The organism is Bacillus cereus group sp. N12 (genome assembly GCF_016483575.1).
Lineage (GTDB): Bacteria > Bacillota > Bacilli > Bacillales > Bacillaceae_G > Bacillus_A > Bacillus_A toyonensis.
In genome coordinates this window covers 1-13005 of sequence record NZ_JAEHBO010000073.1, presented here as the reverse complement: position 1 = coordinate 13005, position 13005 = coordinate 1, and the positions used below count along the sequence as shown (strand labels likewise).

The window sequence follows — 13005 nt, the reverse complement described above, 5'->3', positions numbered from 1 at the left end:
TAAATGTTTCATAGGAAACATTTTATGTAGAATAGTCAATAGGCCTAAAAGGTGGTGGAATATGTATGAAAAATACGTTTTCTCGTTTATTTGGCTTTGGAGATAAAGAGAGCGAATTCGAATTACAAGACGAAAGCCATGAAGAAATAGATAAAAAGGTATATGAAGAAATACAAGAAATTCCGATCGTAAATATTACTCCTAATCGTTATCAACCACGAACGGTTTTTGACGATGCACGTATCGACGAGTTGGCATTAACGATTCGTACACACGGGCTCATTCAGCCGATTGTTGTGAGGCAGTATGAGGATGATAAGTACGAGATTATTGCTGGAGAAAGACGTTTTCGCGCAGCAACGAAGTTAGGCTGGGAAAAGGTCCCTGCGATCATAAAGAACTTAAATGATACAGAGACGGCTTCTGTAGCGTTAATTGAAAATTTGCAACGTGAGGAATTAACAGCAATCGAGGAAGCTGTGGCATATCAAAAGCTGATTGAGTTACATAATTTAACGCAAGAAGCATTGGCACAACGACTTGGAAAAGGACAATCTACAATCGCAAATAAGTTGCGATTGTTAAAGTTGCCTGAAGAAATAAAAAGTGCATTGTTAGAAAAAAGTATTACAGAACGTCATGCTCGTGCTCTCATTCCTTTAAAAAATGAGGAATTACAACTGAAAGTTTTACAAGAAATTGTGGAAAAACAACTCAATGTAAAACAAACAGAGGAACGAATCGCAAAATTACTAGAAGAAGTAAAACCGAAGCGCAAGGCGAAGCAAAAAGCAGTGAGCCGAGACGCGAGAATTGCTATGAATACAATTAGGCAATCATTACAAATGGTGGCTGACAGTGGTTTAAATGTTAATTCTGAGGAAGAAGAATTTGATGAGTACTATCAAATTACGATTAAAATTCCGAAGAAAAAATAATAATGATGTGTTAGAGACCTTATCCTACTGGAGAGGTCTCTTTTGCTATATTTTCTTGTTAATGAAGAAGGAGTTTAGAAATAAATTTTGAAGTTTAATAAGGACGGAAAAGAAAAACTTTTATTTCATGTTACAATAAACGTAATTGTTACTAGAATAAGATAGAAAGGTTGAAAGTAGGTGACATCATGGGAAAAATCATTGCTATTGCTAATCAAAAAGGCGGTGTTGGAAAAACAACAACATCTGTTAATTTAGGGGCTGGATTGGCGCAAGTAGGTAAGAAAGTCCTTCTCGTAGATATTGATGCTCAAGGAAATGCAACGACTGGTGTGGGAATTGAAAAGTCAGAATTAGACCAATGTATTTACAATGTTCTTGTGGAAGATGCAGATGTTCAGGGAGTTATACGGAAAACCGCAACTGAAAACTTAGATGTTCTACCCGCTACAATTCAATTGGCTGGTGCTGAAATTGAATTGGTACCGACTATTTCCCGGGAAGTACGTTTGCAAAGGGCATTACAGCCAGTTCGTGATGAATATGATTACATTATTATCGACTGTCCCCCGTCTTTAGGGTTATTAACGATTAATGCATTAACAGCAGCAGATTCTGTTATTATTCCTGTTCAGTGTGAATATTACGCACTCGAAGGATTAAGTCAGCTATTAAATACAGTTCGACTTGTACAAAAACATTTAAATAAAGATCTAGCAATTCAAGGTGTATTGTTAACAATGCTAGATGCCCGTACAAATTTAGGGATTCAAGTTATAGATGAAGTGAAGAAATACTTTAGGGATAAAGTATACCGTTCCATTATTCCACGTAATGTTCGCTTAAGTGAGGCACCAAGTCATGGGAAACCGATTATGCAGTATGACGCTAAATCAAGAGGGGCAGAAGTATATATAGATTTAGCAGAGGAAGTGATTGCAGGTGGCTAAAGGTTTAGGAAGAGGGATTAATGTGTTTTTTCCTGATTTAGATGTGAAAGAAGAAGAAACGATTCAGGAGATTATCGTAACTGAATTAAGGCCGAATCCATACCAACCGCGTAAGCACTTTAATAAAGCTGCGATTGAGGAATTAGCGGCTTCTATTAAAGAACACGGCATATTACAACCGTTAATTGCTAGAAAGAGTATTAAAGGATATGAAATTGTTGCAGGTGAAAGAAGATATCGTGCTGCCAAAGAGGCTGGACTTGAAAAGGTACCTGCCGTTGTAAGGCAATTAAACGAGCAGCAAATGATGGAATTTGCTTTGTTAGAAAACCTACAACGAGAAGATTTAAATCCGATGGAAGAGGCAATGGCATACCAGATGTTAATGAATGAGCTAAATGTAACGCAAGAACAATTAGCGAAACGTCTTGGTAAAAGTAGACCTTACATTGCAAACTATACTCGGTTATTAAGCCTCCCTTCTTTCGTACAAGATATGATTGCAAATGGTCAACTTTCAATGGCTCATGGGAGAACTTTACTTACAATCAAAGATGAAGAACAATTGAAGTCCTTATTGAAACGCATTGAAAAAGAAGGATTAAATGTTCGTCAATTAGAGAAAATCGTCCAAGAGATTAATCAACACGTTTCACGTGAAACAAAACAAGTGAAAAAAGAGCGAAATATATTTTTCGTAGAACGTGAAACGTTCTTAAGAGAAAAGTTTGGCACAGATGTGAAAATTAAAGAGACGAAAAAAGAAAAAGGTAAAATCGAAATTGAATTTTTTAATAAAGAAGATTTAAATCGTATTTTAGAATTATTATCACATAAAAATTAAAAAGCAAACCATCTTATTATTTATAGATGGTTTGCTTTTTTTAATGCAGATAATTTTTGATCCGTCTCTTTTATACTTTGTGCGATTACATCGGCCATTTTCATCACTAAACTTAATCTCGTATTTTGAAGAACAAAAAACTCCATAAAACCATTTAAATTGACGATGCCGTGTATATGCAAATCACCAACTGCAGGTAATTTCTTATTCATCGCAGCACCGGGTTTACTAGGTCCTTTTCCAGTAGTAATTGAACCGATATTTTGAGACTTTCCTAAACATGCATCAACGGCAATTATAAAGGAAGTAGGATTTTCTTTCTGTATATTTTGAATTTTCTCTTCTAGATTCAGTGCATGCACTGGTTCATCTAGTGTGCCGAACACTTGGAAGTTTTTGATTTCTACTTGTTCTAGCTTAGTGCCAACTAATGGGCCGAGTGCATCACCGGTGGAACGATCTGTTCCGATACAAACGAGAATAAGTGGTATATTAGTTTGAATAGGAATATGGGAAAGCAAGAAGTTACTGATTGTCTCGGAGGCTTCTAAGTCTTGGTGCATAACATTTTGAGTTTCTTTTTCGAAAAAAGGTAAGCGAAAACTTCCAATATTCATGAAGCACCCATCCTTTTAATAAATTTTCAAAATATGTTATATGGCGAATAAAATGGAAAACTATAAGTGCGTACTTTTTGCAAAATGTAAATGAAAACGGAAATAATAGTACTAGTATATATATATTCGTTCCATTTTATACCTGGATAGAAGTTAACAAATGCAATTAAAGTTATAAATTTTTTCAGCAATCAGAGAGACTTCTGATACAATAAGAAGAATAACTAAAAAGAAATTTTGGCTGGAGAGGTAGAGATACATGGATTTATTAACGAAGTGGTTTAATTCTACGAAACAGTATTTATTGGATGCTGATCGTTGGGCTCATATTGGAGTTGCGACATTAAAAATATGTATTATTTTAACAATTGGTGCAGTTGTTGTGCGAGTTGCAAGAGCGGTTGTACGAAATGCGTTTCGCATGGGGAGCCGTTCTCCAATCCAAATTTCAGAACGTCGTACAGTTACGGTAGCGAAATTACTTGAAAATATTGTAGCATACGTTGTTATGTTCATTATGCTAATTGCGATTTTAGGTGTGTTTGATATTAATGCATCAGGTTTATTAGCGGGTGCCGGGGTAATTGGTTTAGCAGTCGGATTTGGTGCTCAAAGTTTAGTGAAAGACGTTATTACAGGTTTATTTATTTTGCTAGAAGATCAGTTTTCAGTTGGCGATTATGTTAAAATCGGTCAATTTGAAGGAGTCGTTTTAGAAATTGGACTTCGTACAACGAAAGTAAAGAGTTGGACAGGTGAAATTCATACTTTACCAAACGGAAGTATTGTTCAAGTTACTAACTACTCAGTTAGTAATAGTGTAGCATTTGTTGATGTATCTATTTCATATGAGGCTGACATTGCGAAAGCAGAGCAAGTTATTGAGGATTTATTAGTAGAGTTACCTGCACAATACGAAAAAATGGTAACGACGCCTCAATTATTAGGTGTGCAAACATTAGCTGCATCAGAAGTTATATTACGCGTTATTGCTGAAGTAGAACCGATGCAACATGCAGTTATTGCAAGAGCACTTCGTAAAGAGATTAAAAATCGTCTAGATTTACATGGAATTGAAATTCCATATCCACGTATGGTTTTATATAATCGTGAAGAACTGGTTAGTGGAAAAGCACTTTAGTATCGAGAGGGGTTTGGAGAGTGGAGCAAAAGGAATATAACTTGTACGACGTTGTGGAAATGAAGAAAGCCCACCCATGTGGTGAGAATCGTTGGAAAATTATTCGTATGGGAATGGATATCCGCATTAAGTGCGAGGGATGTGACCATTCAGTAATGATTCCTCGAAGAGAGTTTGATCGTAAGGTGAAAAAAATACTTGTGAAGCACGAAGAATAGAGAAAAAGTAACAGTTGCAGTAGGTGGCTGTTGCTTTTTTCATTTGGAGGAAACTTGTCATTTTTTTCGTTACTATCTATAATGATGAAAGATTGAGACATAGGAGTGAAAAATATGGGATTAACGGCTGGGATTGTTGGATTACCTAACGTAGGGAAGTCCACTTTATTTAATGCAATTACACAAGCAGGAGCAGAATCTGCGAACTATCCATTCTGTACAATTGATCCAAACGTAGGAATTGTAGAAGTACCAGATGAGCGTTTAAATAAATTAACGGAATTAGTAGAACCGAAAAAGACTGTTCCGACTGTATTTGAGTTTACTGATATTGCAGGTATCGTAAAAGGTGCAAGTAAGGGCGAAGGGTTAGGAAATAAATTCTTATCTCACATTCGCCAAGTAGATGCAATTTGCCAAGTTGTTCGTTGTTTTGAAGACGAAAATATTACGCACGTTTCAGGAAAAGTAGATCCAATTGATGATATTGAAACAATCAACTTAGAGCTAATCTTAGCAGACTTAGAGTCTGTTGATAAACGTATCGAGCGTGTTGCGAAATTAGCAAGACAAAAAGATAAAGAAGCAGTATATGAGCATGAAATTTTAGTGCGTTTAAAAGAAGCTTTCGAAGAGGGGAAACCAGCTCGTACTGTTGAATTTACAGAAGAGCAAATGAAGATTGTTAAAGGCCTTCATTTACTTACAACGAAAGAAATGCTATACGTAGCAAACGTAAGTGAAGATGATATTATGGATCCTTCTGAAAATAAATACGTACAAATGGTAAAAGAATTTGCAGCAAATGAAAATTCACAAGTAATTGTTGTATGTGCAAAAATTGAATCAGAAATCGCTGAGTTAGATGAGGAAGAGAAAAAAGTATTCCTGGAAGAACTAGGCATTGAAGAATCTGGTTTAGATCAGTTAATCCGTGCTGCATATGACTTATTAGGACTTGCTACTTACTTCACAGCTGGTGTGCAAGAAGTGCGTGCATGGACGTTTAAACAAGGTATGAAAGCACCACAATGTGCGGGCGTAATTCATACAGATTTTGAGCGTGGATTTATTCGCGCAGAAACAGTTTCTTATGATGATTTAATGACAAACGGTTCTATGACAGCTGCAAAAGAAGCTGGAAAAGTACGTTTAGAAGGAAAAGAGTATATCGTAAAAGACGGAGATGTTATGCACTTCCGTTTTAACGTTTAATTTAATATTTCCTAGGAAAAATAAAGATATGAACTTGGCAAATATATTATGTGTTTGCCAAGTTTTTTACGTATTGGTGAGTTGATTCATATAACTTACTATGATATAATCTAAACTCGTGAGTAATTACTATAAATTAATTGCTCCTTGCCCATTATGGGCCGTTTAGACCAAAAGGAGGTGAAAGTGTAATGAGAAAGTACGAAATTATGTACATCATTCGTCCTGGCGTTGAAGAAGAAGCTCAAAAAGCTTTAGTTGAACGTTTTGCAGGTGTTTTAACAAACAATGGTGCAGAAATCATTAACACGAAAGAGTGGGGTAAGCGTCGTTTAGCTTACGAAATCAACGACTTACGTGAAGGTTTCTACATGATCTTAAACGTGAACTCTAACGCAGAAGCGATTAACGAATTCGACCGTTTAGCTAAGATCAACGAAGATATCCTTCGTCATATCGTTGTTAAAGAAGAAGAAAAATAATTGATATATAAGGGAGAGTGGTTCGATTGATGAATCGTGTTATCCTCGTTGGTCGTTTAACTAAGGACCCTGACTTACGTTACACGCCCAATGGTGTTGCAGTAGCTACTTTTACGTTAGCTGTGAATCGCGCATTTGCGAATCAACAAGGTGAGCGTGAAGCTGACTTTATTAATTGTGTAATATGGCGTAAACAAGCAGAAAACGTGGCAAATTATTTGAAAAAAGGTAGCTTAGCAGGCGTAGACGGACGTCTTCAAACTCGTAATTACGATGGACAAGATGGTAAACGTGTATATGTAACAGAAGTTCTTGCGGAGAGCGTACAATTTTTAGAGCCGCGTAATGGCGGTGGGGAGCAACGTGGTTCATTCAATCAGCAACCATCAGGAGCTGGTTTCGGTAACCAAAGCTCTAACCCATTTGGTCAATCTAGTAATTCAGGCAACTCAGGTAACACTGGAAACTCTGGATTTACGAAGAATGACGATCCATTTTCGAATGTTGGTCAACCGATTGACATTTCGGACGACGATTTACCATTTTAATGGTATGAATCGGCTATTTTTAACAAAGAATGGAGGGAATAGACATGGCAGGACGCAAAGGTGGACGTGCGAAACGTCGTAAGGTGTGTTTCTTCACATCTAACGGCATCACTCGCATTGACTATAAAGATGTTGATTTATTAAAACGTTTCGTTTCTGAACGTGGTAAAATTTTACCTCGTCGTGTAACAGGAACAAGCGCAAAATACCAACGCAAACTTACAGTTGCAATTAAACGTGCTCGTCAAATGGCACTTTTACCATATGTTGGTGAATAATAGCGTATGAAATGCACAGTAGAGTCGGACTCTACTGTGCATTTTGCTATGCTTTTCTTTTTTGAAAGAGAGGTTAAATCATGAAACAAACAAAATTTATTACTGAAGGCGCAGCGTTATTAGCTATATACGCGATATTATTGCTTGTGTCTTTATACGTTCCGGTTTTAGGTACAGTTGTAACTTTCGCATTACCATTACCGTTTATATTGTTTACGATAAAATATAGGTTATCCAATGCTTTTATAATTTTTACAGCTGCGCTTTTTATTACCGTTATTGTGAGCCAGCCCTTGAATCTAGTGAAGACAATAATGTTTGGATTGATAGGGATTGTTTTAGGATCCATGTATAAAAAAAGAAAAAAGCCAATAGAGATCTTGATGGCAGGAACCCTTGCATATTTAATTGGTTTTGTGCTCATTTATGTTGCAAGTATAAAGTTTTTTAACATAGATTTAATGAAGCAAATACAAAATATGTTTAATGAAGGTATGGCGCAAAGTGAAAAGATGGTAAGCGCTGCAGGTATGCCAATTAGTAAAGAACAAAAAGAGTTATTTGGACAATTCAATGAGATATTACAAACACTATTCCCGAGTTTACTTGTAATGGTTTCTGTTTGTTTTTCTTGGATTACAGTGCTCCTATCGGGTAGTGTCTTGAGGAAGTTAAAGTATGACGTTATATCTTGGCCTAAATTTAAAGATATACAATTGCCAAAGAGCATTGTCTGGTATTACGTTATATTTATTTTGTTAGCAACTTTTATAAAGGTAGAACCAGCATCATATTTATATATGGTATTTTCCAACCTATATGTCATATTTGCACTATTGCTCGTACTGCAAGGTCTGACATTTATCACCTTTTTAGCGCATAGAAAAGGATTTACTAAAGGTGTTCCTATTATTAGTTTTATTGTATGCATGTTTATTCCGATGATGTTTCCTCTTGTAACAATCTTAGGTATAATTGATTTAGGGATTTCATTGCGTTCTAAAATAGGGGGATAAAATAATATTCCTTATACTATTTTAATCTGTAAAACTAACTGGAAAGTGAGTTAGTTTTACTTTATAGGAGTTGTATACATGCCTGAATTTTATAAGAAACAGTGGTTTTTATATCCTGTTTATGTATTGGCATTTTTTGTATTTGTGCTAATTTCACTCCTCTGTTACTTTCATTTAATTATGGGAATATCAGCCTTTTTTATCTTTTGTATTGTACTTTTTGTCGTTATACGATTCGAACTTACTTTCCAAAGAAATTTTGAAAAACATACGACAGATATGATTACAAGGGTAAAGAAAGTGAGTAATGAAGCATTTAACCAAATGCCAATTGGTATTTTGTTATACAATAAGGATTATGGGATTGATTGGGCAAATCCTTATTTATCATCATGTTTGGGACAGCATGCATTAGCCGGTTGGCACCTTTACGATGTATCAGAAACATTACTCCTTTTTATTAAGGGGGAAACTTCTGACGATATAGTTTCTTTAAATAATCGAAAGTTCCGTGTTTTTGTAAGGAAAGAAGAAAAGCTAATTTATTTCTTTGATGTAACGGAACAAACAGAAATTGAAAAGATGTATGAAGATCAACGCACTGTTTTAGCTGTTATTTATTTAGATAACTATGATGAAGTTACACAAGGATTAGATGATCAATTACGTACGAATATAACAAGTCTTGTGACGTCACGTCTAAATGAATGGGCTGTTAAGTATGGCGCTTATTTAAAACGTGCATCTTCAGAGAGGTTCTTCGTTGTACTAAATGAAAGTATTTTAGCACAAATGGAGAAAGGCAAGTTTAACATTTTAGATCAAGTGCGTGAAGAAACATCTAAAAGGAATATACCACTTACGTTAAGTGTGGGTGTCGGATCAGGTGATATGCCTTTATCAGAGCTTGGAGCAATGGCTCAATCTGGTTTAGACCTTGCGCTTGGACGTGGTGGGGATCAAGTAGCTATTAAACAAGCGACAGGTAAAGTTAAATTTTACGGCGGTAAAACAAATCCAGTTGAAAAGCGTACTCGTGTACGTGCTAGAGTTATTTCGCATGCATTGAAGGATTTAGTATTAGAAAGTAGTAATGTCATTATAATGGGACATAGGGCCCCTGATATGGATGCAATTGGTGCTGCGATTGGTATTTTAAAGGTAGCTCAATTAAATGAGCGCAAAGGATATATTGTGTTAGATGAAAATGATTCCGATAAGGGAATTAAACGTCTGATGGATAAAGTGAAACAAAATGAAGAACTATGGTCTCATTTTATTACCCCAGATCAAGCGATGGAATTTGCAAATGATGAGTCCTTACTTGTTGTTGTGGATACACATAAGCCTTCTATGGTGATGGAGGAAAAACTGGTTCGTAAAATTGAAAATGTAGTGGTGATTGACCATCATCGTCGTGGAGAAGATTTTATTGAAGATCCATTACTTGTTTACATGGAACCATATGCTTCTTCGACGGCAGAACTTGTTACAGAATTACTTGAGTATCAACCGAAAAATTTAAAGATGACAATGTTAGAAGCGACGGCATTGTTAGCTGGTATTATTGTTGATACGAAAAGTTTTACGTTCCGGACGGGTGCTCGTACGTTTGATGCAGCTTCTTATTTACGCTCGCATGGTGCAGATACTGTACTTGTACAAGAATTGTTAAAAGAAGATATGAATCAGTATTTACGAGTTGCAAAAGCTATTAAAAATGCGTACATTTATAAAAATGGAATTGCTATTGCAAAAGTTGATAGTGATGACTATTACGATCAAGTGCTTATTGCACAATCAGCGGACACGTTATTAACGATGACGGGTATTATTGCATCATTTGTTATAGCGAAACGTGGGGAGAATTTCATTGGAATTAGCGGCAGGTCTTTAGGTGAAGTGAATGTGCAGCTAATTATGGAGAATCTAGGAGGTGGCGGGCATTTGACGAATGCAGCCACACAAATGAAAAATGTTACAGTAGATGAAGCTGAGGAGAAGCTTCGATTTGTTATTGATGACTATTTACAGGGAGGCACACAATCATGAAAGTAATTTTTCTAAAAGACGTAAAAGGTAAAGGTAAAAAAGGAGAAATAAAAAACGTACCAGATGGTTATGCAAATAACTTTTTACTAAAACAAGGATTAGCTGCTGAAGCGACAAACAGCAGTATGAAAACTTTAGAAGCTCAAAAGCGTAAAGAAGAAAAAGATGCAGCAGCAGAGCTTGAGAATGCAAAAGAGCTGAAAGAAACTTTAGAGAAATTAACTGTGGAACTGAAGGCGAAATCTGGAGAAGGTGGCCGTTTATTTGGTTCTATCACAAGCAAACAAATCGTAGACGCAATGCAAAAATCACATAAAATCAAACTTGATAAACGTAAATTTGAAATGGATGATGCAATTCGTGCATTAGGTTATACAAATGTGACTGTAAAATTGCATCCGCAAGTAACAGCAAAAGTAAAAGTTCATGTTAGTGAACAATAAAAATAAATTAAACAAGGAGGATTGCGTATGAGTGATGTAATGGCTGATCGTACCCCTCCGCATAATATAGAAGCTGAGCAGGCAGTCTTAGGTGCCATATTGATTGATCAAGATGCGTTAACGTCAGCATCAGAACTATTGGTACCTGACTCATTTTATCGAACGAAACATCAAAAGATCTTTGAAGTGATGCTTGGCTTGTCTGATAAGGGAGAGCCAATTGACTTAGTAATGATGACGTCAGCGATGGCTGATCAAGGATTACTAGAAGAAGTTGGTGGGGTTTCTTACTTAGCAGAGTTAGCAGAGATTGTTCCAACTGCTGCTAACGTAGAGTATTATGCACGAATCATCGCTGAAAAGGCGCTTTTACGTCGTTTAATTCGAACGGCGACTCATATCGTGTCTGACGGATATGAGAGAGAAGATGATGTGGACGGCCTTTTAAATGAGGCTGAGAAAAAAATATTAGAAGTATCTCATCAAACGAACGCTAAAGCATTCCAGAATATTAAAGACGTTCTTGTGGATGCTTACGATAAAATCGAACTTTTGCATAATCAAAAAGGTGAAGTTACAGGAATACCAACTGGATTTACTGAATTAGATAAGATGACCGCAGGTTTCCAACGAAATGATTTAATCATAGTAGCGGCGCGTCCGTCAGTAGGGAAAACTGCATTTTCATTAAATATCGCACAAAACGTAGCGACGAAAACGGATGAAAATGTAGCGATCTTTAGTTTGGAGATGGGCTCTGATCAGCTTGTTATGCGTATGCTTTGTGCAGAAGGTAATATTGATGCGCAAAGACTTCGTACTGGGTCATTAACTTCTGATGATTGGGCGAAGTTAACAATGGCGATGGGAAGCCTTTCAAATGCCGGTATATATATTGATGATACACCAGGGATTAAGGTAAATGAGATTCGAGCAAAATGCCGTAGATTAAAGCAGGAACAAGGTCTTGGGATGGTTTTAATTGACTATTTACAGCTTATTCAGGGAAGTGGGAAGTCGGGCGAGAACCGTCAGCAGGAAGTATCTGAGATTTCGCGTACATTAAAAGGGATTGCGCGTGAATTACAAGTGCCTGTTATTGCCCTTTCACAGTTATCCCGTGGTGTTGAATCTCGTCAAGATAAACGCCCTATGATGTCTGATATTCGTGAATCGGGGAGTATTGAGCAGGATGCTGATATTGTAGCATTCTTGTATCGTGAAGATTACTATGACCGTGAAACGGAAAATAAAAATACGATTGAAATTATCATCGCAAAACAACGTAATGGTCCGGTAGGTTCAGTAGAGCTTGCGTTTGTTAAAGAATTTAATAAGTTCGTTAACTTAGAACGACGCTTTGAGGATGGGGCATAAAGGCAGTATAAAAAAGAAACACATTTCTTATAATAAGATGTGTTTCTTTTTTTATAGAGTAAAGATAAGGCTTTCATAAGGTGAAAATATAATTCTTACGAACGAAAATGATTTTTAATAAAAAAATGTTCGCTTTTTTGGTTGACTTCTTTTTCGGTTTTGGTACAATTATATTGTTTGAATAGATCGTTTGAAAATTGCGGAGGTGCTTTAATAATGTCTTCAGTAGTAGTTGTAGGAACACAATGGGGCGACGAAGGAAAAGGTAAAATCACTGATTTTCTTTCTGAGCATGCGGAAGTAGTTGCAAGATATCAAGGTGGAAATAACGCGGGACATACAATTGTTTTCGGCGGAGTTAAATATAAGTTACACTTAATTCCATCTGGTATTTTCTATAAAGAGAAAATTTGTGTAATCGGAAATGGCTTAGTAGTAGATCCAAAAGCATTACTTGAAGAGTTAAAATACTTACACGACCGTGGTGTAAGTACTGATAATTTACGTGTAAGTAACCGTGCACACGTTATTTTACCTTATCATTTAAAACAAGATGAGTTAGAAGAGGCTAGTAAAGGTGATAACAAAATCGGTACAACGAAAAAAGGTATCGGTCCTGCATATATGGATAAAGCTGCTCGTATTGGTATCCGTATGGCTGATCTTTTAGACCGTGAAGCATTTAAAGAGAAGCTTGAGCGCAATTTAGTAGAGAAAAATCGTTTATTTGAAAAAATGTACGATACAGAAGGTTTCAGCGTAGAAGAAATCTTTGAAGAGTACTTCGAATATGGACAACAAATCGCACAATATGTATGCGACACATCTGTTGTATTAAATGATGCACTAGATAACAATCACCGTGTATTATTTGAAGGTGCACAAG

The 13005-nt window shown here is 36.3% G+C and carries 15 protein-coding genes; 14 read left to right on the top strand and 1 reads right to left on the bottom strand.

Features of this window, described 5'->3' with window-relative positions; all coding sequences use genetic code 11:
- The first annotated feature begins 65 nt into the window (after window positions 1–65).
- From noc to spo0J, 3 genes are all read left to right on the top strand, one after another.
- The gene (noc, locus tag JDS92_RS24080; protein ID WP_000799018.1) at window positions 66–938 is read left to right on the top strand and encodes a nucleoid occlusion protein; all 873 of its coding nucleotides are present in this window, start codon (window positions 66–68) and stop codon (window positions 936–938) included.
- A gap of 188 nt (window positions 939–1126) precedes the next feature.
- Window positions 1127–1888 carry a sporulation initiation inhibitor protein Soj gene (gene soj / locus JDS92_RS24075; protein WP_000516116.1) on the top strand — a complete coding sequence of 254 codons (762 nt, stop codon included), beginning with the start codon at window positions 1127–1129 and terminating at the stop codon, window positions 1886–1888.
- On the top strand, window positions 1881–2732 hold the full coding sequence (gene spo0J, locus JDS92_RS24070; protein ID WP_001051819.1) for a stage 0 sporulation protein Spo0J: 852 nt from the start codon (window positions 1881–1883) through the stop codon (window positions 2730–2732). Before soj ends, spo0J begins: the two co-directional genes overlap by 8 nt.
- Window positions 2733–2752: 20 nt before the next feature.
- On the opposite strand, the gene yyaC is transcribed toward spo0J, so the two are convergent.
- Complete coding sequence (yyaC, locus tag JDS92_RS24065; protein ID WP_001020736.1) at window positions 2753–3349, bottom strand: spore protease YyaC; 597 nt, start codon at window positions 3347–3349, stop codon at window positions 2753–2755.
- A gap of 259 nt (window positions 3350–3608) precedes the next feature.
- Between yyaC and JDS92_RS24060 the strand changes: the two genes are divergently transcribed.
- The 11 genes from JDS92_RS24060 to JDS92_RS24010 form a co-directional block, all read left to right on the top strand.
- Window positions 3609–4490, top strand: a complete 882-nt coding sequence (locus tag JDS92_RS24060) for a mechanosensitive ion channel family protein (protein WP_000365116.1) — start codon at window positions 3609–3611, stop codon at window positions 4488–4490.
- 20 nt (window positions 4491–4510) lie between these two features.
- A complete protein-coding gene (locus JDS92_RS24055) occupies window positions 4511–4708 on the top strand; it encodes a DUF951 domain-containing protein (RefSeq protein ID WP_000435485.1) in 198 nt (65 codons plus the stop codon).
- Between the two features lie 114 nt (window positions 4709–4822).
- Window positions 4823–5923 carry a redox-regulated ATPase YchF gene (gene ychF / locus JDS92_RS24050; protein WP_000524664.1) on the top strand — a complete coding sequence of 367 codons (1101 nt, stop codon included), beginning with the start codon at window positions 4823–4825 and terminating at the stop codon, window positions 5921–5923.
- Window positions 5924–6114: 191 nt separating this feature from the next.
- The gene (gene rpsF / locus JDS92_RS24045; protein WP_001233781.1) at window positions 6115–6405 is read left to right on the top strand and encodes a 30S ribosomal protein S6; all 291 of its coding nucleotides are present in this window, start codon (window positions 6115–6117) and stop codon (window positions 6403–6405) included.
- A gap of 26 nt (window positions 6406–6431) precedes the next feature.
- A complete protein-coding gene (gene ssb, locus JDS92_RS24040) occupies window positions 6432–6953 on the top strand; it encodes a single-stranded DNA-binding protein (RefSeq protein WP_000981965.1) in 522 nt (173 codons plus the stop codon).
- Between the two features lie 44 nt (window positions 6954–6997).
- The gene (gene rpsR / locus JDS92_RS24035) at window positions 6998–7231 is read left to right on the top strand and encodes a 30S ribosomal protein S18 (RefSeq protein ID WP_000918874.1); all 234 of its coding nucleotides are present in this window, start codon (window positions 6998–7000) and stop codon (window positions 7229–7231) included.
- A gap of 80 nt (window positions 7232–7311) precedes the next feature.
- Window positions 7312–8247 carry a YybS family protein gene (locus JDS92_RS24030; protein ID WP_000814849.1) on the top strand — a complete coding sequence of 312 codons (936 nt, stop codon included), beginning with the start codon at window positions 7312–7314 and terminating at the stop codon, window positions 8245–8247.
- Between the two features lie 78 nt (window positions 8248–8325).
- Window positions 8326–10299, top strand: a complete 1974-nt coding sequence (locus JDS92_RS24025; RefSeq protein WP_001113905.1) for a DHH family phosphoesterase — start codon at window positions 8326–8328, stop codon at window positions 10297–10299.
- On the top strand, window positions 10296–10742 hold the full coding sequence (gene rplI, locus JDS92_RS24020; protein WP_000864222.1) for a 50S ribosomal protein L9: 447 nt from the start codon (window positions 10296–10298) through the stop codon (window positions 10740–10742). The genes JDS92_RS24025 and rplI overlap by 4 nt, the downstream gene beginning before the upstream one ends.
- Before the next feature lie 27 nt (window positions 10743–10769).
- On the top strand, window positions 10770–12119 hold the full coding sequence (gene dnaB, locus JDS92_RS24015) for a replicative DNA helicase (protein ID WP_001286243.1): 1350 nt from the start codon (window positions 10770–10772) through the stop codon (window positions 12117–12119).
- A gap of 216 nt (window positions 12120–12335) precedes the next feature.
- Window positions 12336–13005, top strand: a 670-nt coding sequence (locus JDS92_RS24010; protein ID WP_199632637.1) for an adenylosuccinate synthetase, incomplete at its 3' end; no start/stop codon positions are given.